The organism is Betaproteobacteria bacterium, assembly GCA_016720925.1.
Taxonomy (GTDB): domain Bacteria; phylum Pseudomonadota; class Gammaproteobacteria; order Burkholderiales; family Usitatibacteraceae; genus UKL13-2.
The window spans coordinates 194,132-218,145 of the sequence record JADKJR010000006.1; the positions used below are offsets into that span (position 1 = coordinate 194,132).

Below are 24,014 nucleotides of genomic sequence, written 5' to 3' on the forward strand. Positions count from 1 at the left end.
ATAATGAAGATGGATGCAAGTTGGCGAGTGTGACGAACTCACTCATTCAAGTCAACGCACCACGCGCATCACCCTGCCGTTCAGGCTGATGCCGCCAACTTCGTGTCCTTGCTGCCGATCGGACTTTGCAGGCCACGACGCTTTTCCTGCTCACGCCCCAAATAGATTCCCGCGCCGATTAACACCAGGCACAACGGGATTCCGGCGAACGCCATCTGCGCGGTGGTCATGCCAATGCCACGCAGCCCGGCGTGGCTCCAGGTCGAGACAACATCGCTGCCTCGTGAGACGACCGTGTCGATGACGTTCTTGGCTTTGTAGCGTTCCTGTCGCGATACCACCGTGAACAGGATTTCCCGCGCCGGCTTGCCGATGGCGAATTCGCAGGCGCGGCGGATAACCGTGGAGACGGAGATTACCGCCAGCGTCGGCACGAGACCGGTGATGCCCAGCGTGAACACGCCGAGGATCGGTAAAAGAATCAGGCAGAAGATCAGTCCCATGCGGCGCAGCAAAGCACTGGTAATGAATACCTGGCCCAGCAGGGTGATGGTGTTGACACCCAGATCGAGCTGCGCGAACAGTTGCGTGCGCTCGGCCGGTGAGGCGAGCGATTCGGAGACCACCCGCAACTGTTCCAGATAGAAATAGTTGCCCAGCAATTGCAGAAGCGCGACGTAGCCGCAGATGGTGAGCAGGTAGGGCGACGCGAATGCCAACCTGATGCCATCAAGTACGCCGCCGCCAAGCGCGGCCTCGTCTTTGTGATCGGTCGCCGCCTGCTGCGTGGCCCAGCGTCCCAGGCCGATAATGCATGCCACCGCGCAGCACATCAGCGAGGCGGAAATCAGCAACAGGTTGGGTATGCCGACCACCTTCACCAGCGACGCCGTGATCACCGGCCCCGTCATGGCGCCGAGGCTGCCGCCCGCCGCGATGGCGCCGAACAGCCGCTTGGCGCTGGCGTTGTCGAATACATCGGTCATGAAACTCCAGAACACGCTCACGACAAAATAGTTGAATACCGACAGCCAGATAAAGAATGCCGCCGCAACCGCCGTGGTATCAAGCGCCTTGCTTTGCATCGCGAAGTAGAACAGCCCGATGTTCGCGATGAAAAACAGGTAAACCGCCGGCAGGAACTGGCGCCGCGGCCAGCGCGAGGAAATCCAGCCGAATAGCGGTGTGACCACCAGCATGCCGATGAACGTGCCGGTGAACAGCCACGGCAAATTCTTGATGCCGCCCTGAATGGCCATTTCGTCGCGTACAGGCCGCAAGACGTAATACGCGCAGAGCAAAAAGAAAGAAGTACGCGAACGACCACAGGAAGGCAGGCCATTCTTCACGTTTGATGTCGATAAATTTCACGAACATTTGGCCATTTCTTGGCTGGATATCCAAACCGGACGGGTTGCCGGAGCGTAAGTATAGGCGGGCGGGTTATGCTTGGAGAATGCAAACTTCCTGCCAAATGGCGGCAGTTTGCGAACTCTAGCACGGGCGCGGCCTCCGGGGAATAAATGCCCTGAAAACCGCGCCAGCGCTTGAGTTTCGGTAATTTGGGTAATAATGACGGGCAGGCGGGATTGCCTGCGGGACGGGAAAGGGCTGACATGACCACTATCGTTGTCGTAAAAAAGGATGGTCTGGTGGTGATCGCCGGGGATACGCTGACCACATTTGGATCAACCCGGCTCGCGAGTGTCCACGACGCGGCGCCTGAAAAACTCCTGAAACACGGTGACACCTATTTCGGCATCGCCGGCAGTGCTGCCCACCAGCTGGTGCTTGAAAGCCTGTTGAAGAAGCACCCGGAGTTCAAATTCCACGGGCGCGAGGAAATCTACGAGAGTTTTCGCAAGATCCATCCGATTTTGAAAGATGAAGCTTTCCTGAATCCCAAGGAAGAGGAGGACGATCCTTACGAGTCCTCGCAACTTACCGCGCTGGTGGTGAATTCCAGCGGCATTTTCGGGGTCTATTCGATGCGTGAAGTCTTCGAGTTCGACAAATTCTGGTCCATTGGGTCGGGACGCGATTTTGCGCTGGGCGCCATGTTCGCGGTGTACAAGGGGCGCAAGAGCGCCGAGGACATCGCCCGGATCGGCGTGCTGGCCGGTGCCGAGTACGATACCGGAACGGGATTGCCAATGAACGTGGCCACGGTGAAACTAAGTGCGAAAGCACGGTAAATGAGTGATGCGCCGCAGTCGGTGCGGCTCGACAAGTGGTTGTGGAGTGCGCGCTTTTTCAAGACCCGTCAACTGTCGATTGAAGCCATCAACGCCGGCCACATCGAGCTCAACGGTGATCGCGCCAAGCCGGCAAAATCCGTCAAGCCGGGCGATGAAGTGACGGTGCGCAAGCCGCCCTATGAATATATTCTGGTGGTAACCGCGGTATCCGAAAAAAGGGGCTCTGCAACTATCGCCCGCGAACTGTATTCAGAAACCGCCGAGAGCATCGCGGCCCGCGAAAAACTGCTTGCGGAACTGCGTGAAATGCCGACACCCATTTTCAAAGGCCGGCCGACCAAGCGCGACCGCCGTACGCTTGAAAACTGGCAACGCGCTGCGTCACATGGCGACGATGAATAGCCACGTTGGCCGGCGGGTTGCCGGTTTCTGTCAGCGCTTCAGGAACGCCGATAGTGCATCCTGCAGCATGTTGTGATTGTCGGGCAGCTGCCCGTTGGGTGAAAGCTTGTCGATCATCTGCGGCAGCATGTCGGCGAGTCCGCCGGAAACTTCGCCGTGCGACATGCCAAGCTGCGAGGCGATATCGCGGATCTTGTCTGATCCCAGCGCGGACGCAAGCTGATCGGCGGAGATGGGCATGTTTGCGCCAGTGCCTATCCATGACTTCAACTGATCGCCCATGCCGGCATTCTGAAATGAATTGATGAGGCCGCCCAATCCGCCGCCACCCGCATCGTTCTTGTTGGCCAGCATTTGCAGCGCAATTTGCAGCAACGGGTTATTGCCACCCTGCTGTTGGCCGCCCATCAGGCCGCCGAGTAATCCGTCCAGTAATCCCATGCTTTGCTCCTGTAAAAGGTGATTGAAATCCCGGTCACTTTACGTCAAAACGAAAACCCAGACTGTGAACTTCTGTCTTCATTTGTTGCATTGCAACCGGCACCGCCTGCGGGTCGCCGCGGATTGACAGCTCAATGATGCGTCCCGTCGGCCGATGCTGCGGAAGGCTGGAAAGTTTGGTCGTTGGAAAGCCGCTCACGATGCGGTTCATTGCATCGATCAGGTGACTCTCGCCGGCATCATGAATGACAATGATTTCCTCGGCGAACGGCACTTGGTTAAACAGGTGCACGTAGCGGGTGTCCAACACCCAATCCAGCATCGGCCAGGCCATTTCCGGAAATCCCGGCAGGAAATGGTGATCGCCACAGGAGAATGCCGCGATCTGATTGTAGGGATTGGGAATGATGGTGGAGCCGACCGGGAATTCGGCCATTTTCAGGCGATTGGCGGTGATCTCGAAATTGGGCTTGGCTTGCATTGCCGCGACGGCATCCGGGTGCTGGTGCAGTGCGACGCCCAGCGCGGCCGCGGCACATTGGCGCGTGTAGTCATCGGGTGTCGCGCCGATGCCACCGAAGCTGAAAACGATGTGATCCGTCGCAAAAGACTGTTTCAGCGTATCAACAATGCGTGCCGGTTCGTCGCCGATGTAGTGTGCATAAGCCAGATCGAGCCCGCGCGTTTTCAGCGCCTCGATAGTTTTCGACAAGTGTTTGTCCTGACGCTTGCCCGCGAGGATTTCGTCACCGATGATGATCGCGCCAAAGGTTTTCATGCGGGGCATTCTCCGGGGCTACAGGAATTTGCGAAGGATCAACGTAACGCGCCAGAGGGCGGGCCCGTCAGATATCGAAGAAAGCTGAAAAAACGTAAATCGCCATTTCACGGGCGTCTCCAGCCGTTTTTGCCCGGAAACGCCCGCCAGTGCTGGATATATCAGGACTTTACCTGTGGATTCAGCGTATAGATCCCGGTAACGGCCGATTCCGCCAGCACGTGTCCTTTCATGGCGGCACGCACATCCGGGCCGGTAAAGCGTCCCTCCACGGCAAGTTTGGCCACATCAAGCGCAAACAGCGTGAAAACATATCGGTGCGGGATCTCGTCATTCCATGGCGGGCATGGTCCATCGTAGCCGTAATAATCGCCACCCATATCGCCGTCACCCGCAAACCAGCTGGTGTAGTCGTTGACACCCTGGCGCGCGTCATGCGCCGCAGCCGGTCCCGGTTTTCCCCTGGCGACCACGCTCGATGAAAACTCACCCGGGGCGATACGGCTGACCGATGGTGGAAGGTCGATCAGCACCCAGTGGAAAAAATCGACGCGCGGCAATGATGCCGGTACCGTGCGATCTTCCTTGTTGACGTCATCGCCCTTTGACGGCACGTCCGGGTCATGACAGATCAATACAAACGATTTTGTGCCCGCGGGCGCATCGCTCCACGACAACTGCGGATTGCGATTCGCCGACAGCGTCGCATGGGTCTTGGCGTCCATCGCGCAGAATGCATATTCGGCGGGGATGGGTGTCTTGTCCTGAAAACTGGCGCTGGAGATTTTCATGGCGTTCACTTTCGACGGTCAGCCCGGTGGGAGTTCAACCAATTCAACATCAAAAATAAGCGTGCTGTTTGGCGGTATCACGCCACCCGCGCCGCGTGCGCCGTAACCATATTCGGCGGGAATGATCAGCGTACGCTTGCCTTTCACCTGCATGCCGACTACACCTTGATCCCAGCCCTTAATCACGCGGCCAGCGCCAAGTTTGAAGCGGAACAGCTGATTGCGCGTGCGGGAACTATCGAACTGTTTGCCTTTTCCGCCAGGCAGGCTGGCGTCGTAAAGCCAACCGGTGTAATGCACCAGGACATCGTTGCCGGTGTCTGCTGCGGGACCATCGCCGACCATTTCATCGATTGCCGTAATCGCGGTGGGAGCGGAGGGCAATGCATCTTGCGGCTTGAGGCGGGCAATCGGCACGGCGGGCGCTGGCGGTGCTGCTGCCGGTGTCGGTGCGGTCGTTGCCGTTACGGGTGCCGCCGCAGCCGTGGTCACGGCGCTTCCCTTCATGTCCCGTGTACCGACGATGTCAAGCAATTCGACATCAAAAATCAGCGTGGAATTGGCGGGGATTTTGCCGTCCCTTTCGCCATAGGCCAAAGGTGGCGGGATGATCAGTGTGCGCTTGCCTTTGGGCTTCATGCCGACGATGCCTAGCTCCCAGCCCTTGATGACCTTGCCGGCGCCCAGGAAAAACCCGTACGGCGCTATACGTCCGACAGAGGAATCAAATTTTTCACCCTTGCCTTGCGGTTTAGCAGGGTCATATAGCCAGCCGGTGTATTGAACCAGGATCGCATTGTCTTTCTCCGCTGCTTTGGCCTTCTTGTCGCCATGCTCAATGTCGATGATGGTAAGTTGCTTGCAACTGTTTTGGGCAGTGCCTGCTTGGAGGTCAGTTTCGTGATGGCGCCCGGTCCGTGGGCGCATGGCCTTTGTTGCATCCTCGGGTTTAGGCGGGTCCAGTCGCGAACGTTGCCGACCCAGACGCAGCAGTGGTCACGGCAGCCGTCAAAAGTGTCAGCGAGCGAACTGGATTCATGAATATTCCTGAAAAAGAGAGTGGATCAATAACGAAATGAACAGCAGATTGCCGACAGGCGTTCGGCAGTTTAGCGGCCTTGTGCAATGCCTTCGCGCCGCGGATCGGCGCCGCCTTGCCAGCCATCTGAAGTGCGCATGATGCCATGTAAACCGCTGGTCAGATCAATTGCGCGCACCTCGTGACCGATAGACTTCAACGGGCCTATCAAGTTCTCGACCGCCGTGCCTTTTTCGATTTCGGTCGCGCCGTTGCGGCTGCCGAAGTTGGGCAACGAAATGGCGGATTGGATATCCATGCCCCAATCCAGCGTGGCGACCAGCGTCTTGGCGACAAAATTGATGATGAACGAGCCGCCCGGGCTCCCGATGACCATGTGTAACCGGTCGTTCGCATCAAATACGAGTGTCGGCGACATGGCGCTGCGCGGTCGTTTGCCGGGATAGACAGCGTTGGCGACCTGGCGTCCATTGCTCATCGGGGTCATTGAAAAATCGGTCAGCTGATTATTGAGCAGGAAACCCCGTACGAAGATTCGGCTGCCGAATCGCGATTCGATGGAGGTCGTCATGCTGACTGCATTGCCATCCCGGTCAACGATTGAAATGTGGCTGGTGGACGGGAACTCGGGCGTGTCGCCGTCCGCCATTGTGACTGTTGCGCTTTTTGGTACGCCGGCTTCCGCGCGGCCCATCGATTTTTCGGGCCGTATCAGCTCGCTGCGCCGGCGATTGTAAGCTGCATCGGCGAGTTCCTCGACGGGCACCTGCGCGAAACGAACATCGGCCAGGTATCGCTCCCGGTCCGCATACGCGAGACGACCAGCTTCAGCAAACAGATGCACGGCTTCCGTGGAATCCGGGCGCACCGCTTTCATGTCGAATCGCTCCAGCGTTTTCAGCATTTGCAGCACCGTCAGGCCGCCGCCTGGAGGCGGCTCGCCGCATACACGGTAACGGCGGTATGGCGCGCAAAGCGGATCAACCGTACGGGCGCGGTACGAGATGAGATCCTCTTCGCTGAGTGTTCCCGGGTTGGTCGCATGTCCGCGCACGGCGGCAACCATTTCTTTTGCCAAGGTGCCGGTGTAAAACGCGTCCGGCACTTCCTTGGCAATTCGGCGAAGGACGGCGGCGAATTCCGGATTTTTCAGAATTGCGCCGGTGGGTTTCGGTGTGCCGTCCGCAAGATGAAAGTCTTCCCGCGCCTTCAAGTCCTTCGATAATATTTTTTCGTTCGCAATATGGGTTTGCACGCGCGCGGACAGCGCGAAACCATTTTCCGCGAGTGCAATGGCGGGCTCGAACAGTGTCGCCCATGGCAGCTTGCCATGCCGTGCGTGGGCCATTTCCACCACCCGCAGCAATCCCGGAACGCCGACCGACCGTCCACCGATCACGGCGTCCTGATAGCGCATGGGCTTGCCATCAGCACCGATAAATAGTTCCGGCGTGGCGGCTTGTGGCGCGGTCTCCCGGCCATCGTAGGCACTGGTGATTTTTTTCAAAGCGTTGTAATGCAAGATGAATGCGCCCCCACCAATGCCGGACGCCTGCGGTTCCACCAGATTCAACACCATTTGCACGGCGATGGCGGCATCGGTTGCGCTGCCGCCACGTTCGAGCATTTTCAGGCCTGCGTCCACTGCCAGCGGATGCGCAGCGACCACCATGTACTTCGTCGCATGCGCGAGCTTTTTTTCCTGATAGCCCGAAGGCAATTCAGGTGCAGGTCGCGGGGCCTGCGCCTGGGCGCCGAGCGCAAGCAAAGCGCCCGCGCAGGCAGGGGCCCGGCGAAGAACCCCTGCATTCATACGTTCAGGCAGAGGTATTTGATCTCAAGATAGTCTTCGATGCCGTACTTCGATCCCTCGCGCCCCAGCCCCGATTGTTTGACGCCGCCAAACGGCGCGACTTCATTGGAAAGTATGCCGGTGTTGATGCCGACCATGCCGGATTCGAGCGCCTCGGCGACGCGGAACACGCGCCCGACATCGCGCGCGAAGAAATAGGAGGCCAGGCCAAACTCACTATCGTTTGCCAGCGCGATTGCTTCCGCCTCGGTGTTGAACTTGATGAGCGGCGCGATGGGTCCAAAGGTTTCCTCCTTCGATACCATCGCGGTCATCGGCACATCGGTCAACAAGGTCGGCTCGAAAAAGCGGCCACCCAGCATGTGACGCTTGCCGCCGAACAAAACCTTCGCGCCTTTCGCGATGGCATCACTCACATGCGATTCGACCTTGAATAGTCCCTGCTCGTCGATCAGCGGGCCGACGTTCACGCCGGTGTCAGTACCCCGCCCGACCTTCAGGCCCGACAGGCGGGCGCCAATTTTTTGCGCGAATGCGTCGTACACGCCGGCCTGCACGTAGATGCGATTGGCGGTCACGCAGGTCTGCCCCGCGTTGCGGAATTTGCACAGCATGAGCGCATCCGCCGCGGCATCGAGATCGGCATCGTCGAACACGAGAAACGGCGCATTGCCGCCGAGTTCGAGCGAGAGCTTTTTGATGGTGTCCGCACTCTGGCGCATCAGGATGCGACCGACTTCCGTTGAACCGGTAAACGAAATCTTGCGCACGATGGGGTTTGCGCACAACTCCTTGCCGATGACGGACGCGGATTGCGCGGAACCGGTGACCACGTTCAGCACGCCTTTGGGAATTCCTGCGCGGTGGGCGAGCTCCGCCATGGCGAGAGCGGAGAAAGGTGTCTGCTCGGCGGGTTTCAGCACCATCGTGCAGCCGGCTGCGAGCGCGGGGCCAGCCTTGCGCGTGATCATCGCATTGGGGAAATTCCATGGCGTGATCGCGGCGGTGACGCCGATCGGCTGCTTGATGACGATCAGGCGCTTGTCGGCCATGTGCGGAGGGATCACATCGCCGTAGATGCGTTTGCCTTCCTCGGCGAACCATTCGACGAAAGATGCGCCGTACAGGACCTCGCCCTTGGCCTCCGTCAGCGGTTTGCCCTGTTCAGTGGTCAGGATGAGCGCAAGGTCATCGGCGTTCAGCAGCATCAAATCAAACCAGCGACGCAGCAGACCGGAGCGCTGCTTCGCGGTCATGGCGCGCCAGGCGGGCAGTGCGACATTGGCAGCGTCTATCGCGCGCCGCGTTTCCACGCCCCCACAATCCGGCACGCTGCCAACCACGCGGCCATCGGCGGGATTATCCACATCAAAACGCATCCCCGAATCGGCCTCGACCCATTCGCCGTCGATGTAGCTTTGGGTGCGAAACAGGGAGGGGTCTTTCAGCGGGGGAATAGTCAGTTCGTTGGGGGCATTCATCGTTTGGCTCCGTGTCGGATGTGAAAGTTTGTGGATGCTACGCGCCGTCGGCACGGCGATAGGATGAGAAATTGACTTGTACCCGCCGGTACGCGAGCCAGCCGGCAAGCGCTGCCTGGGCCAGCGCACTCAGGCTTTGCATCCAGGAGTTCGCGTGCCCGAAAGGAAACAGCAACTCCGCAGCCTGGGTCAGTCCGACCGCGAAAAGCAGCCCCGGCAGAATCCAGTCCAGTAGCAACATGTAAACGATCGTTGTACCCGCAACGCGCCTGGGCTGCGCGGCGGCGGCGAAAAAGAAATATCGCGGCATCGCGAAGGGCGAGCAGCACCGACGGCACGGGTGTCATCGCCAGCTCCTTCCACGCCGGATTTGCGCTTTGGGCGCCACTGACCGCGAGGAGGGTGGCGCACAGCGCCGCGAACAGCCACGTCACCGGCCAGCAAGGTACTTCCTGCCAGGCGCGCGTCCATTGTTGCAGCCTGATTTTTTGCGCAACGCGGCGCAATACCACCGGCCCGGTTTGCTCGGTGAACAACATCACGTAAGTGAACAGCAGGCCCGTCAGCAGGCCAGCGAACGACAATGCCGCCACCATTGAGACGCGACTGTCTTGCCGGGTTTCGCCTGTGGCAAACCCGGCACTGTAGGCTGTCACAAACATCAGGAACGCCACCCACACCCACGGCGTGGTGCGCACCGCCAGGCTTTGGCACATTGCCCGATACGCGCCTGTCACGGCCCACGCTGCAAACGCGATGGATGACGCCAGCAGAAAGCTCATGCCATCGACATCGATCCCGTACCAAATCACCGCCCCCTTCGATCCGGACGCTCTCGCCACCGCGAACGGCACGATATACAGCAACAGAAACAGCGGCAGTATGCCGATCGAGCGCCGATGCGTGGAAGCGGTGGTACGCGACGTGTGCAGTGCAGCCGCGATGGCGGATGCGTGAAGCGTAACCGCGAGAAATATCAGGGAAAAACCCAGCTGCAACGGGGAGCGGATGTTGGTGGCCGATGCAGTGACCATGAAAACGCCAAGGCAAATCAGGCCGCCATACCAGGCGAACGCCGTCGAGCCGAACAACTTTCCCCACGCCATCGTCCACGGGCTCAGGGTGGAAAGGCGCTGCCAGTCCCACGTCTTGTCGAGCATTTCGTCGACAATCGAATTGCCCGCCAGCCGCGATCCCCAAAGCAGCGTAATCAGGCTGAAGCCGGCCAATCCCAGCCAGCTCACATGTTCGACGGCTTTCGGTTTATCGATGGCGGCGAGCGCCAGGAACGCCAGCCCGAGAACCGCCGGCATGGCCAGCAGGCGGTGGGTGGTAATTTCCAGCCAGAGATTACGGCGCAGTTCCGGATTCATCATGAGGACGCCCGCTCCAGTGTGGCGACGGGCGGAGTGGATTTCATGGTGCGCAAATAGGACTCGTGAAGATTCTCGCGCTCGTCGGCAAAGCTGATGACGGGCAATTGGGCGTCGACCAGTGCGCGCAACAATGCGGCACGCGCCAACGCATCGGCGGGAAGCGTCAGAATTGCCTGGCCGCTGACATCATCGCAACTCAGCAGTTGAACATTCGGCAGGGTGCCCGCCACGGCACCGACGCGTACCGCCAGCGTGTTACCGCCATCAGCGAACAAGGCGCGCACGCGAATCAGGCCGTCGGCCGCGTTTGCCTCGGCAAGCGAGCGGCTCTCGACGATGCGGCCGCCGCGCATCACCAGCATGTGCGTCGAGTACTCATCCAGTTCGGCGAGTATGTGCGAGGACACAATCAGCGTCATCCCGGACGCACGCAGTTGCTGGAACAGGCCGGCGAGTTCATGCCGCGCCTCGGGGTCAAGGCCTGAGGCCGGTTCGTCGAGGATCAGCAAGCCGGGCGAGTGAATCAGCGCCTGGCCAATCGCCACCCGCTGCCGCTGCCCGCGCGAGAGATTGTCGCTGGCCGCATCGAGTTTCGCGGTGAGATTGAGGCGCGTCGCGGTCAAGCTCACCGCCTGGTCAACATCCCGGTCGGCGAGACCCTGCGAGCTGGCCGCATACGCGAGGCACTGACGGACGGTGAGTGAAGCGTAGAGCCCGAAAAAATCCGAAAGGTAGCCGATGCGACGGTGGCATTCGCGCGGATGTTCGAGCACATCGATGCCGTCGACTTCAATGTCGCCTTCCAGCGGCTGGTCCAGCGCGGCCATGCACCGCAGCAACGTGGTTTTGCCGGCGCCATTCGGGCCGACCAGTGCCGTGACGCTACCGCGCGCGACGGAAAAACTCACATCGTCCAGCGCACGAACGCCTGGGTATTCGTACGTGAGATTGCGCACGCGAACGACATCAGTGGAAGGCATCGACTATCCGGCGGTTTATGAACGGGGAACGGGAGTGTGGAAGGCAGGAAGAAAAGTATAGCAGTGCGCGGAAAATGTTTTGGCCCACGGCGACCACGCAGGGTCGCCGGTCCGTGGCGCGTCGGATGTGCACAGGCACATCCGACGAAACCCGCCACTCACCCCAGTAGCCACGCGTTGCGGCGGGCCTTGGCATCGATCGGCGTGTCGTTCATTGTCAGCGAACAAGTTTGTGCGGCTTGCGCCTGTAGCGTCACGGGAAAAGTCTTGAGTTCATCGCGGCGAAACGCGGTCAGTTCAATGCGCGTGTCCGGCGCATAGGTGCGCAATCGACGTTCCAGCGTGGCCGCCGATACCCGCAGGCCGTCGATCGCGATCACCGAATCGCCCGCCGAAAGTCCGGCAAGTTGCGCGGCACCGCCGTCGAATACATGCAGCAGCTTTGCGTCGCCATTGGGTTCCCCGCCGATCTTGGCGCCCAGGGTCGCGGGAGCGGCACCGTCACGATGTGCGTGGCCGGGGATCTTCCACATCAGATCAATGGCGACCTTTGCAAAGAGCGGCGATAGATCAAGGTCGTTGGTGCCTTCGACCGCGTGCGCAAAAAAATCGGCCAGCGGAATGCCGGCGGTTTGCTCGGCAATTGCCTGCACGCCGCCCTCGGGCACGCCCTGGCAAGCCTTGCCATATGCTTTCCACAACGTGCGCATCACATCGTCGAGACATTTGGCGCCTTGCGTACGCTCGCGGATGGTGAGATCCAGCGCCAGCGCGACCATGGCGCCTTTTTGGTAGTAGCTGACGATGGCGTTCGGTGAATTCTCATCTTGCCGGTAATACTTGACCCAGGCATCGAAGCTGGAATCAGCCACGCTTTGCTTCAGGCGTCCAGCCTGCGACATCACGCGGCCGATGTTCTCCGCGATCAGTTCCAGATAGGCGAGCGTATCGATCAGGCCGGTACGCACCAGCACAAGATCGTCGTAGTAACTGGTAAATCCTTCGAAGAACCAGAGTTGCCGCGTGTAGGTTTCGCGCGTCAGATCGTAAGGCGTGAACACCTCGGGCTTGATGCGCTTCACGTTCCACGTGTGGAAATACTCATGCGAGGCGAGTCCGAGAAAACGCCGGTAACCCTTGGAGACTTTCTTTTCATTGGCCAGCGGCAAATCGTCGCGATTGCAGATCAATGCGGTCGAGGCGCGATGCTCGAGGCCGCCATAGCCATCGCCCACGGCCAGGATCAGGAACCAGTATTCCGGCATCGGCGCTTCGGCGGTTTGCGGTTCGAACAGGCGAATCTCGTATTCGCAAATCTTCTTCAGGTCCGCGCACAGCCTGGGCATGTCGGCGCGGTGTTTTCCGGTGATGACGATATGGTGGGGCACGCCGCAGGCCTCGAACGAAGCGTGGGTGAACGACCCCATCTCCACGGGATGATCGATCAGCTCATCGTAATTGGCAGCGGAAAAACCGCCGAAGGATTTTGGCTTAAAGGGTGAAACACTAGCACTGGTAAGGCTTGCAGCGGCATTATTGCCTGCAAGGCGCGCCAGGTACTTGAGTTTGATGCAGAGAAGTGGCGACCCGCCAGGCCGCATATTGTTCGCCAACCGGTGGCGCGATGTCAATTTCACAAGCAGCGTTTTCCTTGCCGAGCGGCAGCAGGAACACGCTCGTGCCATTGAAGAATCCATGGGTGTCGTCGAGATGCGCGGCGCGCACCGACAAATCCCATGCGTAGATTTCATAGGTCAGCGCAATCGGCTGGATGGAGGTCTCGCATTGCCAGGTGGCTTTGTCAACCTTGTGACACGCCAGTGCTTTTCCAGCGGATTCAGCGCGCATGCTGACGATATGGCGCGCGAACTCGCGGATCATGTAACTGCCCGGAATCCACGCCGGCAACGTGAAGCGCTGCCCCGCAGGATCCGGGTCGGTCACGGTAACCGTTACTTCGAACAGATGCGCTTCGGGATGGCTGGGATGGATTCGGTAGTGAATCGGAGGCGGGAGGGAAATTGTCATGATTTCAAGGTTACCGAAAAAAACATCGTCTCGCGCGATTGGACGCGATTAGATTATGATTCCCCGGTCGTCATATTTTCTCATTCGGGAGTCACCATGAAGCAATTGTTCGCAGTCGTCTTCGCCGCCTCGTTGGGCGTGGGCGCCGCTATCGGCACGGCCGCTGTTGATGCCAAAACGCTCCGCTGGGCCAGCCAGGGCGATATCGCCACGCACGATCCGCACGCACAGAATGAATCATTCAACAACCAGTTCAACGGCCAGATCTACGAGCAATTGCTGGTGCGTGACAAGAACATGAAACCGATCCCGAGCCTGGCGACCGAATGGAAGCAGACCTCGCCGACCACATGGGTGTTCAAATTGCGCCAGGGCGTGACTTGGCACGACGGTTCAAAATTCACCGCCGACGACGTCGTGTTTTCGGTCAACCGCTCGGCCGCCGACACCTCGAACATGAAGGTCTATGGCAACGCCATTGGCAAGCCGCGAAAGATCGACGACTACACCGTGGAGCTGACGACGCCGGTGCCGAACCCGGTGCAGATCGACATGGTCAGCGCCGGCAATATTTTCATCATGAGCAAGGCGTGGTGCGAAAAGAACAAGGTCGAAAAGCCGCAGGACTTCAAGAACAAGGAAGAGACCTACGCCATTCGCCACGCCATGGGCACCGGGCCCTACATGCTGGTCACGCGCGAGCCGGATGTGAAAACCGTGCTCAAGAAAAACCCGAACTGGTGGGGCATCAAGGAAAAACGCTTTGAGGGCAATGTGGACGAAGTGGTCTTCACACCGATCAAGGCCGCCGGCACGCGTGTCGCCGCGCTGTTGTCCGGTGAAGTCGATTTCGTCCTCGATCCCCCGCTGCAGGACCTGGAAAAACTGAAGCAGGAAAAATCGCTGAAAGTGTACGAGGGCCAGGAAAACCGCGTGATCTTCATCGGCATGGATCAGGCCCGCGATGAACTCCTGTATTCAAACGTGAAGGGCAAGAACCCGTTCAAGGACAGGCGCGTTCGCCTCGCCATGTATCAGGCGGCGGATGTCGAAGCCCTGAAGAAGACCGTGATGCGCGGCTTGTCGGTGCCGACAGCCATCAACGTTTCCGCGCCCAAGGGCGCCGGCATCCCCGATTCGATGGACAAGCGCTATCCGCTCGATATCGCCGCGGCGAAGAAACTGCTGGCTGAGGCGGGATATCCCAACGGCTTTGAAGTCACGATGGATTGCCCGAACGATCGCTACCTCAACGACGAAAAAATCTGCGTGGCACTTGCGGGCATGTGGTCGAAGATTGGTGTGACCGTGAAAGTTGCCGCGATCCCGAAAGCCAACTACTTTCCGAAGGTCCAGAAGCTCGATACCAGCATGTACATGCTCGGCTGGGGCGGCGCCACCACGGACGCGATGTTCACCATGAAGCCGGTCCTGCACAGCCGCAACGACAAGGGCGCGGGCGAATACAACTGGGGCAATTACAAGCTGCCTGAATTCGACGACCTGATCGAAAAGGCCGAATCCGAGATGGACATGAAGAAGCGCCAGGAGATGATCAACAAGGCGATGCAGATGCACCACGACAATGTGCTGCACATTCCGCTGCATCTGCAAGTGATCCCGTGGGCGTCGAAAGCCAGCGTCAGCGTGGTCCATCGGCCGGATAACTGGCTGGAAGTTTCCTGGATCAAGATGTAAATCCAGCGGATGATGAAGTGCCGAGGGCCGGTTTTCCGGCCCTTGCATTTTGTGGGCGCGCAGTTCACTGTACGCATGACCAATAAACGGGGAGGCAACATGGTATTTCGCGCGCTACTGGTACTTCTGATTGTCATGTTCGCATCGACCGCATCGGTCGCGAAGAATTTCCGCTGGTCCTCGCAAGGCGACGCCGCGACGCTTGACCCGCACAGCCAGAACGAAACGTTCAACAACGGCATCAACAATCTCGTTTACGAGACGCTGGCAAATCGCGGCCGCGAAAATTTCTCTAAACACGTGCCGGGGCTGGCCGTATCGTGGACCAATACCGGTCCGCTCACGTGGGTGTTCAAGCTGCGTCAGGGCGTGAAATTCCACGACGGCACGCCGTTCACTGCGGATGACGTGGTGTTCTCTTTCAATCGCGCGCGTGAGTCGACGGTAACGTTCCGCCTGTACTCGACCCAATCCGGAATCGCGAAGAAGATTGACGACTACACCGTCGAGTTCACGACGCCGGTGCCGAATCCGGTGATGCTCGATACGGTCATCAATATCCAGGTCATGAGCAAGGCGTGGTGCGAGAAAAACGGCGCCGCGAAGCCGCTCGATTACATCCGCAAGGAAGAAACCTTCGCGACCCGCAATGCGATGGGCACCGGGCCTTACAAGCTGGTGGCGTGGGAGCAGGGCGTGAAGATCCTGCACAAGAAGAATCCCGACTGGTGGGGCATCAAGGCCGGGCAATACACCGGCAATATCGAGACCATCGACTACCGTCCGATTTCCAATGGCGCTACTCGCATGGCCGCACTGAAATCGGGCGAGATCGATTTCGTCCTCGATCCGTCGGTGCAGGACGTGCTGCGTTTGCGCGATGACGCCGATGTGAAAATCTGGGAAGGCCAGGAGCAGCGGCTGATCTACCTCGGCACCGATCAGGCGCGCGACGAATTGCTCTATTCCGACGTGAAGGGCAAAAATCCGTTCAAGGACAAACGCGTTCGGCTGGCGTTGTATCAGGCCATCGACATCGAAGCGCTCAAGACTTCCGTCATGCGTGGCCTGTCGATCCCGACCGGCATTCCGCTACCCGCGGGCCCCGGCGCTGGCGTGCCGGTGGAGATGGAAAAGCGCCATCCCTACGATCCGGCGAAAGCCAAGAAGCTGCTGGCCGAGGCGGGCTATCCGAACGGCTTCGGATTCACCTTGCATTGTCCCAACGATCGGTATGTGAACGACGAAAAAATCTGCGTGGCGATCGCCGGCATGTGGGCGCGCGTGGGACTCACTGTCCGCGTCGAGCCCATGACCAAGGCAAACTTCTTTCCGAAAGTGCAAAAGCGCGACACCAGCGCCTTCCTGGCCGGCTGGGGCGGCGGCTCCACCGATGCGATCTTCGCCTTGAAGCCGATCATGCATAGCCGCGATGGCAAAGGCGCGGGTGACTCCAATTATGGTGACGCCAAGATTCCCGAGCTCGATGCATTGATCGACAAGCTCGAAGGCGAAATGAATCTCGTGGAGCGGCAGGCCATGATCAATCGCGCCGTCAAGATCATGCAGGATGAAGTGCACGTGATTCCGTTGCATCGGCAGATGATTCCATGGGCGTCGCGGAGGAATGTAACGGTGTTGCACCGGCCGAATAATTTGCCGGACTTGCATTGGATTACGATCAAGTGAATACGGTTAGCTGAGAGGACGTCTTGAACATGCAATGCCTGCTTTCGGCCAGATGCGACCCTGCAAATGCATCGCTGGAATGGCGAGTTTTTGAGGACGCTTGAATTTCAGGCAGGCAAACACAAGCACTGGCGCGGCGTTCCAAGTGTTTTCAGGCGAAGCAGCGCCAGGGTGCTAGAGTTTGCAACTGTCGCTTTCAAGTTGCCGGATGGGTGTCACCTCTCCGCGACCAAGCGCGAAATGACGCGTTTGCTTTTTCAAAAACGACGTACTATTTTGTTTCATGTGATTGATCACGCAAGTATTTGTTATCCACACCTCTGAAATTGACGCTTTACAAACCGTCAATTTGGAGGGCTACATCAACATTGGCGCGCCAAATGGAATGCCACCTCGCTCCCAGTGCGCAAATGCGGAGGAATGGGCCGCGCCGCGTCGTTATTCGATTCTTGTCGCGATGTTTGTAATCTGCTTGTTGGCTGTTCTTGGGCCACCACCGCGCCGACTTTTTCGCAGGCAATTGTGCCTCTTGGAATAACACTTTTGGTCGCGTCCGTGATCGGCGCAAGCCAAGTCCGCGTCCATGAGAAAAAGCCGTGGTAGCGCGCCGGAAGCAATATCATTCCGACTGACCGACGAAGGTCTAGAGACAACTTTTTCCTACGACGGCAAGTGCTTAGTATGAGGTTATTCAAAGAATGACAGTTGTTCGACAATGGTTTCATCCGGAAATGTGGGCAGGTATTGCTTAAGATTCCGTTGGCGAATCTGCGCCCCAACGCGGGCGGCCGTTGGCGACAGCGGACGGTTTTGTTGTGAACTAATGCGAAACTGGATCATGGACACCTCATGAAAAACGAAGTTTCTTGCCCTGATTCAATTGCCATTTTGAGCGCTAACTCTCGCTCAAGGTCGCTCCCTTTGGTCGCTGGACGCCGCAAAAGCGCACCACCTTTTACCTCAATCGTTCGGCATAATAAACTCCCCTCGGAGGCTATCGTGTACGAAGCAAAGACCAAACCCACCGAAGTCAGCGTCACCTCATACCTCGCCGGCATTGAAGACGAATCGCGGCGCAAGGACTGCAAGGAGATTGCAGCGCTCATGAAGCGTGTCACCGGATGCGCGCCCAAGATGTGGGGCCCCAGCATCGTCGGGTTCGACCGCTATCACTACCGGTACGAAAGCGGACACGAAGGCGACGCGTGCGTGGTGGGGTTCTCCTCGGGCAAGGGGCACATCAGTGTCTATCTGGTTTCAGGTTACGAGGCAGCGGAAACCAGGGCGCTGCTTGCGCAACTTGGAAAATACAAGATCGGCAAGGCGTGCCTCTATATCAAGCGGTTGTCGGACGTGCAGCTTCCGGTGCTGGAGCAACTGGTTGCAAACTCCGTGGCGGAGACCAGGCGCCGCTATCCACAAGCGAGGAAGTGACACTTGAGTCGCGCGAATCAACAGGGAGGCGGGCGATCGATGGAAAGTAGTGCTACATTTGTCCGCAGCGTCGACCATTGCAATCGCGACTATCGAATTCGGCGTTGCTCGCTTTCGTTCGTGTGAGAGGTCATCGTGTCCCGGAAACCAGCGCTACTCTTCATTGCAGCATTGTTTCTTGCTTTCACCGGCATCGCGCCGGCGAAGGCGGCGGTCGATGCCGAGGCCGCCGAGGCGCTCGCCCGGAAGAACGCCTGCTTCAAGTGTCACGCCATCGACAAGACCAAGGTCGGCCCGCCGTATAAACGTGTTGCGGCGCGGCTCAAGACCAAGCCGGACGGCGTGGAAACGATCATCGAACACATCACGACCGGCCCGCTCATCGAGTTGCCGGACGGTACTAACGAGAGACACAAGATCATCGACACCAAGGATCCGAAGGAACTCAGGAATCTGGCGGAGTGGATTCTTTCGCTTTGAAAGCCGTCAGGTGAACGCGTTGGCCCCAACCATCGCCCAGCCCAATGCGAGCACGAGATAGCGCGCGCATTTGCCGATCGCCAGCATCGCCAGCGCAAGCCAGGGATTGATGCGCAGCCAGCCGGCGGCCACGCACAGCGCATCGCCGATCAACGGCACCCACGACAGCAGCAGCGTCCATTCGCCATAGCGCCTGAGCCACGCCAGCGCCTTGCCTTCCGCTTTGTTGGGGACGATGCGGCCGATCAGGTAAGAAGTCATGCCGCCCAGCGTGTTGCCGATCGTGGCGACAACGATTGCTTCCCAGAACAGTTGCGGGAATTTGGCGAGTACCGCGACCAGCGCGATTTCCGAATTGCCGGGGAGGATGGTGGCGGAGACGAACGCGGACAGGAAGAGGCCCCAGAGGCCGGTTTCGGGAGACAGGTCAAACGGCATGGTTGGAGTGCATGGTAGCCCGCGGTAGGGTGGGCAAAGCGCAGCGTGCCCACGTCATTGTCGATGGTGGGCACGCTGCGCTTTGCCCACCCGCGAAAAGCATAAACACTAGCACTGGTGCGGATTCCGGACATAAAATGCCAAGAATACCGCGTCAGTGCTAGAGTTTGACCAATTTGTCCTCTGGGATTGTCGCATTGGCGGCGATGTCCGGGCGTTGCTTCAGCACGGTGTAGTACGGCGTGAAATCCGGCGCGGTGGCGTCGAACAATTCGTGAAAACTGTCGATGACGAAATACGTTTCCTGAAACGTATCGATCTTGTAATTCGATTGCATCACCCGCAGCAGCTCGAACTTGATGCGATTTGGTTTCGGGCTCTCGACGCAGTAGGGCAATTCACCCGCCGAGGAAAGGATGCCCGCCCCGTACGTGCGCAGACCCTTGGGCGTGCGGATCAGCCCGAATTCCACCGTGTACCAGTAAAGTCGCGCGAGGTAATCGAGCGCATTGAGGCCCTTGGCCTTTACGCCGCCCTTGCCGTACGCTTCCAGGTAATCCGCGAACACTTTGTTGAACAGCAGCGGCACGTGGCCGAAGAAATCGTGAAAGATATCCGGCTCGACGATGTACTCGAATTCCTCGGGATTGCGCAGCCACACCGACACCGGGAAGCGGCGGTTGGCGAGATGCGTGAAGAACACGTCGTCGGGCAACAGGCCCGGCACGGCGACCAGCGTCCAGCCGGTGGCCGCAATGAGCTTGACGTTGATTTCATCGAAATGCGGAATGCCCGCGCTGAAATTCAGCGTCGCGAGAACATCGCAAAATTCATCGCAACCGTACTTGGGCACCAGCACCGACTGGCGCGCGTACAGGCGTTTCCACAATTCCTGTTCGGCTGGGGTGTAGCGCGCGTAATCCTGCTCCACCGTGTAATCCGGCCGCATCTGCGAATAGTCGCCGCGCAGCGCGTGATCAGTTTGTCCGGCCACTATTTGGCGCCGGCTTTTACGATTCGATTTTTGATTGAACCAAAGATCGTCTCGCCGTGATGGTCGAACATGTCGATCTCAACCTCGTCGCCGAACTTGAGGAACTCTTCCTTTGCAGCGCCAAGCTCAACCTTTTCGACCAGCCGCTTTTCCATGATGCACGCGTAGCCGGTCTTCGTGTCGTGATTCGATATGGTGCCGGAACCGATCAGCGTGCCCGCCATCAGCGGACGCGTTTTCGCGGCGTGGGCAATCAGGTCGTAGAGCGAGAACGTCATGTCGTCGGCACAATTGGGATTGCCGAACCAGTGGCCGCGCACGTGGCACACCAGGCGGAAATCGAGCTTGCCCGCGCCTTTCTCATCGCTCCACGCGCCGCCCAGTTCGTCGGGCGTGACCGCCACCGGTGAGAGTGCGTTGAGGCCCTTGCTGGTGACAAAGCCGAAGCCCTTGGTGAGTTCGGCGGGAATGAGGTTGCGGTAGGACACATCGTTGATCAGCACCACCAGCCGCACCGCCAATGCCGCTTCGGCGGGCGTCGCGCCCATTTTCACGTCGCCGATGATCACGCCGACCTCGCCTTCGAAGTCCACGCCCCAGTCCTCGGAAAGCACTTCGATATTGTCGCGCGGGCCGAGCATGGAATCGCCGCCGCCCTGGTACATCAGCGGGTCAGTGTAGAAACTCTCCGGCACCTTGACGTCGCGCGCCCGACGTACACGCTCGACATGCGAAAGGTACGCCGAGCCATCCAACCATTGATGCGTGCGCGGCAGCGGCGCGGCGACCTTGCCTTCGGCGAGCGCCTTCTGGAAATCGATGATCGGGCGGTTGGTGCCGGAATCGATGGCTTCGAATTCGTTGATCAATTGCAGCTCGACGGCTTTCCAGTTTTCGAGCGCGTATTGCATGGTCGGCGCGATATCCGGCACGGCGACGGCGCGGGAGAGATTTTCATCGACCAGCAGCAAGGTGCCGTCGCGCGGGTTGCTGGGGCCTTTGAGGGAGGCGAGTTTCATCTAGTCTTCCTTTCGAATTGTGCGCTTCGATACCTCAGCGCGAACGGTGAATGATTGGGTGCCCACACTTTCCGTTCGCCCTGAGTTCCTCTTTTTCCATTCGCATCGTGCGCTTCGATACCTCAGCGCGAACGGGGACAAATTGGGGGGCCCCCCCGCGGGGGCCGGGGGTGCGGGGGGGGGGGGGCAGGGTACGCCGTGTATTGAAGGGCACTCTTAAGTACTGAGCGGATTGCGCGTTCCCCATGCCAACCTTTGTACTTCTTTCCAATCGCCACGCATCATGGCTTCTTTCTTCTTGCGACTCCAGCCTTTGATTCGCCGTTCCATTTCAAGCGCCTCCAGACGCGTGAAGAATTGTTCCGCGAACACCAATGTCACCGGTAGGCGCGGAGCAGTGTAGCCATCAATTTTCCCCTCACCATGTTGCGCAATCCGGTATTCAAGATTGTCGGTGTGCCCAGTGTAATAGGAGCCGTCGCTGCATTTGAGGATGTATACCCAGAATGGCATTTTCGGGATTTTCCTGTCCTTCGACAAGCTCAGGACGAACGGGGAGAAGAGGCAGTGTCAAACCCCTCCCACACCGCATCGTAGTTCCTTTGTAAAGTCGGGGAGTTCATCGCAAACGCCGTCGGCTCAAACACGTACCGACTTTCAAACATGAACGCCAGCGTGTTGCCCTGATACACCGGCGCCAACGCTTCATTTGACGCCTTGGCAAACGTCGCCTGATCGGGTCCATGCGCGGAGAAGCAATTGTGCAGCGAGCCGCCGCCGGGGATGAAACCAGTCCCGGCCTTGGCGTCGCCGGCTTTTGCGTCATATGTGCCGTGAATAAGTCCCATGTACTCACTCATGAGGTTGCGATGGAACCACGGCGGGCGGAAGGTGTGTTCGGCCACCATCCAGCGCGGCGGGAAGATCACGAAATCCACGTTGGCCGTACCGGCGGTTTCCGACGGCGACGTGAGGACCGTGAAGATCGATGGGTCGCAGTGATCGAAGGACACTGAGTTGATGGCGTTGAAAAGGGTGAGGTTGTATTTGTACGGGTAATAGTTACCGTGCCACGCGACGACATTCAATGGCGACGCGGGCACGGAACAGGACCATAGCCGGCCACCGAACTTGGCGATGACTTCGCTCGGCCCCGGCGCGTCCTCGTACCACGCAACCGGTGCCAGAAAATCACGTGTATTGGCGAGGCCATTGGCGCCGATCGGCCCGAGGTCCGGCAGGCGGAAGGGCAGGCCATAGTTTTCGCAGACGTAGCCGCGCACGGCGGCATCCAGTTCGACGCGGAATTTCACGCCGCGCGGAATGACGGCGATTTCGCCGGGCTCTGCTTCGATGATGCCGAACTCGGTCACGAGGCGAAGCACGCCTTCCTGCGGCACGATCAGAAAATCCCCGTCGGCATTGTAAAAGCAGCGTGTCATGGATCGGTTGGCCGCGTACAAATGCACGCCGATGCCGCGTTGCAGCGAGGCGTCGCCATTGGTGGCGATTGTGACGAGGCCGTCGATGAAGTCGGTGGGTTCAACCGGCAACGGCAGCGGATCCCAGCGCAGGCGATCCGGTGGCGCGGGGACTTCGCGGTTTGGCGCGGTGCGTATCCGGCCCGCGTCCATTGCGCGATAGGCCGAATGCTCCGCCGAGGGCCGAAGCCGGTATTGCCAGGAGCGGCGGTTTTCCGCGCGTGGCGCAGTGAATGCGCTGCCGGAAACCTGTTCCGCGTACAAGCCGAAGGCGACTGTTTGCGGCGAATTCTGTCCGAGCGGCAACGCGCCGTCGATGGCCTCGGTGGCGTGCTCGTTGCCGAAGCCGGAAAGATATTTCAGTGTGGACATGATCAGATCACGCCCCGCGCAATCTGGTCGGCTTCGATGGCTTCAAACAACGCGCGGAAATTGCCCTCGCCGAAGCCCTCGTTGCCTTTCCGCTGGATGATCTCGAAAAAGATCGGGCCGATGACCGTGTCGGTGAATATCTGCAGCAGCTTGTCTTCCTTTGATTCCTTGTCGAGGCCTTCGCCGTCGATGAGGATGCGGTTTTTCGCCAGGCGCGCCAGGTCTTCGCCGTGAGCCGGCATCCGCTTGTTGATCGCTTCATAGTAGGAATCCGGCGTATCGAGGAATCGCACGCCTTTCGCGCGCAGGGCCTCAACCGTTTCATAGATGTCCGAACACGCCAGCGCAATGTGCTGGATGCCTTCGCCGTGATATGCGTCCAGGTATTCCTGGATTTGCGATTTCTGGTCGGAAGGCTCGTTGATCGGGATGCGGATCTTGCCGCACGGGCTGGTGAGCGCGCGCGAGGTGAGGCCGGTTTTCTTGCCCTTGATATCGAAGTAGCGGATCTCGCGGAAATTGAACAGCTTGCTATAGAACTCGGCCCAGGTATCCATGCGGCCGACGTACACGTTGTGCGTGAGGTGATCGACGTACTGCAACCCCACGCCCCTCGGATCAGGATCGGTGCCGGGTACCGGAACAAAGTCAACATCGTAAATGGTGCGAGGACCGTAGCGATCGATGAGATACAAAAGCGAACCGCCGATGCCCTGGATCGCGGGGATGTTCAATTCCATCGGCCCCACCGGGCCGTCGTAGGGCTTGGCGCCGAGTTCCACCGCGCGTTTGAACGCGGCGGGCGCATCCTTGACGCGAATGCCGAACGCACAGGCGGAAGGGCCATGCACGCGCGCGAACGATTGCGCGAAACTGTCCGGTTCGGCATTGACGATGAAATTGATGCCGCCCTGTTTGTACAAAGTCACGCGCTTGCTGCGATGCCGCGCGACGGCGGTGAAGCCCATGCTTTCGAACAGGCGGCCCAGCGCCTCGGTATCGACGGCGGTGTACTCGACGAACTCGAAACCGTCGGTGCCCATCGGGTTTTCGAACAAATCCATGATCATCTCCTCGCGCTT

At 59.1% G+C, this 24,014-nt stretch carries 22 protein-coding genes and 2 pseudogenes; 6 read left to right on the forward strand and 18 right to left on the reverse strand.

All coding sequences use genetic code 11. The features are described from left to right. Nucleotides 1-80 precede the first annotated feature (80 nt). Nucleotides 81-1,280, reverse strand: coding sequence for an MFS transporter (locus tag IPP88_11030; GenBank protein MBL0123226.1), 1,200 nt, complete (start codon nucleotides 1,278-1,280; stop codon nucleotides 81-83). A gap of 336 nt (nucleotides 1,281-1,616) precedes the next feature. Here IPP88_11030 and IPP88_11035 point away from each other — a divergent pair, with 336 nt between their 5' ends. Further along, on the forward strand, nucleotides 1,617-2,195 hold the full coding sequence (locus tag IPP88_11035) for an MFS transporter (protein ID MBL0123227.1): 579 nt from the start codon (nucleotides 1,617-1,619) through the stop codon (nucleotides 2,193-2,195). Next, on the forward strand, nucleotides 2,196-2,600 hold the full coding sequence (locus IPP88_11040; protein MBL0123228.1) for an RNA-binding S4 domain-containing protein: 405 nt from the start codon (nucleotides 2,196-2,198) through the stop codon (nucleotides 2,598-2,600). A gap of 30 nt (nucleotides 2,601-2,630) precedes the next feature. Here IPP88_11040 and IPP88_11045 read toward each other — a convergent pair whose 3' ends face one another. From IPP88_11045 to IPP88_11090, 10 genes and pseudogenes are all read right to left on the reverse strand, one after another. Further along, nucleotides 2,631-3,041, reverse strand: a complete 411-nt coding sequence (locus IPP88_11045) for a DUF937 domain-containing protein (GenBank protein ID MBL0123229.1) — start codon at nucleotides 3,039-3,041, stop codon at nucleotides 2,631-2,633. Between the two features lie 34 nt (nucleotides 3,042-3,075). Further along, nucleotides 3,076-3,819: a competence/damage-inducible protein A gene (locus IPP88_11050; GenBank protein ID MBL0123230.1), complete on the reverse strand. Its 744-nt coding sequence runs from the start codon at nucleotides 3,817-3,819 to the stop codon at nucleotides 3,076-3,078. 161 nt (nucleotides 3,820-3,980) lie between these two features. After that, entirely contained in the window at nucleotides 3,981-4,610 is a 630-nt protein-coding gene (locus IPP88_11055; protein ID MBL0123231.1) for a YbhB/YbcL family Raf kinase inhibitor-like protein, read from the reverse strand. 18 nt (nucleotides 4,611-4,628) lie between these two features. Beyond that, nucleotides 4,629-5,117, reverse strand: a complete 489-nt coding sequence (locus IPP88_11060; protein MBL0123232.1) for an FKBP-type peptidyl-prolyl cis-trans isomerase — start codon at nucleotides 5,115-5,117, stop codon at nucleotides 4,629-4,631. A gap of 15 nt (nucleotides 5,118-5,132) precedes the next feature. Continuing rightward, nucleotides 5,133-5,537, reverse strand: a pseudogene (locus tag IPP88_11065) (FKBP-type peptidyl-prolyl cis-trans isomerase). A gap of 182 nt (nucleotides 5,538-5,719) precedes the next feature. Further along, a complete protein-coding gene (ggt, locus tag IPP88_11070) occupies nucleotides 5,720-7,462 on the reverse strand; it encodes a gamma-glutamyltransferase (GenBank protein ID MBL0123233.1) in 1,743 nt (580 codons plus the stop codon). Further along, nucleotides 7,459-8,943, reverse strand: coding sequence for an NADP-dependent succinate-semialdehyde dehydrogenase (gene gabD, locus IPP88_11075; protein MBL0123234.1), 1,485 nt, complete (start codon nucleotides 8,941-8,943; stop codon nucleotides 7,459-7,461). Before gabD ends, ggt begins: the two co-directional genes overlap by 4 nt. Beyond that, nucleotides 8,940-10,319: a hypothetical protein gene (locus IPP88_11080; protein ID MBL0123235.1), complete on the reverse strand. Its 1,380-nt coding sequence runs from the start codon at nucleotides 10,317-10,319 to the stop codon at nucleotides 8,940-8,942. Before IPP88_11080 ends, gabD begins: the two co-directional genes overlap by 4 nt. Next, on the reverse strand, nucleotides 10,316-11,299 hold the full coding sequence (locus IPP88_11085; GenBank protein ID MBL0123236.1) for an ABC transporter ATP-binding protein: 984 nt from the start codon (nucleotides 11,297-11,299) through the stop codon (nucleotides 10,316-10,318). Before IPP88_11085 ends, IPP88_11080 begins: the two co-directional genes overlap by 4 nt. Nucleotides 11,300-11,457: 158 nt before the next feature. Beyond that, nucleotides 11,458-13,327: pseudogene (locus IPP88_11090) on the reverse strand (M61 family metallopeptidase). 96 nt (nucleotides 13,328-13,423) lie between these two features. Between IPP88_11090 and IPP88_11095 the strand changes: the two are divergent. Continuing rightward, nucleotides 13,424-15,025, forward strand: a complete 1,602-nt coding sequence (locus tag IPP88_11095; GenBank protein MBL0123237.1) for an ABC transporter substrate-binding protein — start codon at nucleotides 13,424-13,426, stop codon at nucleotides 15,023-15,025. A 99-nt stretch (nucleotides 15,026-15,124) separates the two neighbouring features. Continuing rightward, on the forward strand, nucleotides 15,125-16,714 hold the full coding sequence (locus tag IPP88_11100) for an ABC transporter substrate-binding protein (protein MBL0123238.1): 1,590 nt from the start codon (nucleotides 15,125-15,127) through the stop codon (nucleotides 16,712-16,714). A 687-nt stretch (nucleotides 16,715-17,401) separates the two neighbouring features. Here IPP88_11100 and IPP88_11105 read toward each other — a convergent pair. After that, nucleotides 17,402-17,554: a hypothetical protein gene (locus tag IPP88_11105; protein ID MBL0123239.1), complete on the reverse strand. Its 153-nt coding sequence runs from the start codon at nucleotides 17,552-17,554 to the stop codon at nucleotides 17,402-17,404. A gap of 159 nt (nucleotides 17,555-17,713) precedes the next feature. Here IPP88_11105 and IPP88_11110 point away from each other — a divergent pair, with 159 nt between their 5' ends. Both IPP88_11110 and IPP88_11115 read left to right on the forward strand, forming a co-directional pair. Continuing rightward, nucleotides 17,714-18,148 (forward strand): DUF1801 domain-containing protein, encoded by a 435-nt coding sequence (locus IPP88_11110; protein ID MBL0123240.1) that lies wholly within the window; start codon nucleotides 17,714-17,716, stop codon nucleotides 18,146-18,148. A 162-nt stretch (nucleotides 18,149-18,310) separates the two neighbouring features. Then, entirely contained in the window at nucleotides 18,311-18,628 is a 318-nt protein-coding gene (locus IPP88_11115) for a cytochrome C (GenBank protein ID MBL0123241.1), read from the forward strand. A 6-nt stretch (nucleotides 18,629-18,634) separates the two neighbouring features. On the opposite strand, the gene IPP88_11120 is transcribed toward IPP88_11115, so the two are convergent. The 6 genes from IPP88_11120 to hppD form a co-directional block, all read right to left on the reverse strand. Then, complete coding sequence (locus tag IPP88_11120; protein ID MBL0123242.1) at nucleotides 18,635-19,066, reverse strand: DedA family protein; 432 nt, start codon at nucleotides 19,064-19,066, stop codon at nucleotides 18,635-18,637. Nucleotides 19,067-19,226: 160 nt separating this feature from the next. Then, nucleotides 19,227-20,015, reverse strand: a complete 789-nt coding sequence (locus IPP88_11125; protein ID MBL0123243.1) for a phenylalanine 4-monooxygenase — start codon at nucleotides 20,013-20,015, stop codon at nucleotides 19,227-19,229. Between the two features lie 44 nt (nucleotides 20,016-20,059). Continuing rightward, nucleotides 20,060-21,079 carry a fumarylacetoacetate hydrolase family protein gene (locus IPP88_11130; protein ID MBL0123244.1) on the reverse strand — a complete coding sequence of 340 codons (1,020 nt, stop codon included), beginning with the start codon at nucleotides 21,077-21,079 and terminating at the stop codon, nucleotides 20,060-20,062. Nucleotides 21,080-21,295: 216 nt separating this feature from the next. Further along, entirely contained in the window at nucleotides 21,296-21,592 is a 297-nt protein-coding gene (locus tag IPP88_11135; GenBank protein MBL0123245.1) for a GIY-YIG nuclease family protein, read from the reverse strand. 29 nt (nucleotides 21,593-21,621) lie between these two features. Next, a complete protein-coding gene (locus IPP88_11140) occupies nucleotides 21,622-22,932 on the reverse strand; it encodes a homogentisate 1,2-dioxygenase (GenBank protein MBL0123246.1) in 1,311 nt (436 codons plus the stop codon). Between the two features lie 2 nt (nucleotides 22,933-22,934). Then, nucleotides 22,935-24,002 carry a 4-hydroxyphenylpyruvate dioxygenase gene (hppD, locus tag IPP88_11145; protein MBL0123247.1) on the reverse strand — a complete coding sequence of 356 codons (1,068 nt, stop codon included), beginning with the start codon at nucleotides 24,000-24,002 and terminating at the stop codon, nucleotides 22,935-22,937. Nucleotides 24,003-24,014 lie beyond the last annotated feature (12 nt).

Coding starts and splice junctions, on each gene's coding strand:
- IPP88_11035 (MBL0123227.1), top strand. CDS start 1,617: ATGACCACTATCGTTGTCGTAAAAAAGGATGGTCTGGTGGTGATCGCC.
- IPP88_11040 (MBL0123228.1), top strand. CDS start 2,196: ATGAGTGATGCGCCGCAGTCGGTGCGGCTCGACAAGTGGTTGTGGAGT.
- IPP88_11045 (MBL0123229.1), bottom strand. CDS start 3,041: ATGGGATTACTGGACGGATTACTCGGCGGCCTGATGGGCGGCCAACAG.
- IPP88_11050 (MBL0123230.1), bottom strand. CDS start 3,819: ATGAAAACCTTTGGCGCGATCATCATCGGTGACGAAATCCTCGCGGGC.
- IPP88_11055 (MBL0123231.1), bottom strand. CDS start 4,610: ATGAAAATCTCCAGCGCCAGTTTTCAGGACAAGACACCCATCCCCGCC.
- IPP88_11060 (MBL0123232.1), bottom strand. CDS start 5,117: ATGAAGGGAAGCGCCGTGACCACGGCTGCGGCGGCACCCGTAACGGCA.
- ggt (MBL0123233.1), bottom strand. CDS start 7,462: ATGAATGCAGGGGTTCTTCGCCGGGCCCCTGCCTGCGCGGGCGCTTTG.
- gabD (MBL0123234.1), bottom strand. CDS start 8,943: ATGAATGCCCCCAACGAACTGACTATTCCCCCGCTGAAAGACCCCTCC.
- IPP88_11080 (MBL0123235.1), bottom strand. CDS start 10,319: ATGATGAATCCGGAACTGCGCCGTAATCTCTGGCTGGAAATTACCACC.
- IPP88_11085 (MBL0123236.1), bottom strand. CDS start 11,299: ATGCCTTCCACTGATGTCGTTCGCGTGCGCAATCTCACGTACGAATAC.
- IPP88_11095 (MBL0123237.1), top strand. CDS start 13,424: ATGAAGCAATTGTTCGCAGTCGTCTTCGCCGCCTCGTTGGGCGTGGGC.
- IPP88_11100 (MBL0123238.1), top strand. CDS start 15,125: ATGGTATTTCGCGCGCTACTGGTACTTCTGATTGTCATGTTCGCATCG.
- IPP88_11105 (MBL0123239.1), bottom strand. CDS start 17,554: ATGATCCAGTTTCGCATTAGTTCACAACAAAACCGTCCGCTGTCGCCA.
- IPP88_11120 (MBL0123242.1), bottom strand. CDS start 19,066: ATGCCGTTTGACCTGTCTCCCGAAACCGGCCTCTGGGGCCTCTTCCTG.
- IPP88_11125 (MBL0123243.1), bottom strand. CDS start 20,015: ATGCGGCCGGATTACACGGTGGAGCAGGATTACGCGCGCTACACCCCA.
- IPP88_11130 (MBL0123244.1), bottom strand. CDS start 21,079: ATGAAACTCGCCTCCCTCAAAGGCCCCAGCAACCCGCGCGACGGCACC.
- IPP88_11135 (MBL0123245.1), bottom strand. CDS start 21,592: ATGCCATTCTGGGTATACATCCTCAAATGCAGCGACGGCTCCTATTAC.
- IPP88_11140 (MBL0123246.1), bottom strand. CDS start 22,932: ATGTCCACACTGAAATATCTTTCCGGCTTCGGCAACGAGCACGCCACC.
- hppD (MBL0123247.1), bottom strand. CDS start 24,002: ATGATCATGGATTTGTTCGAAAACCCGATGGGCACCGACGGTTTCGAG.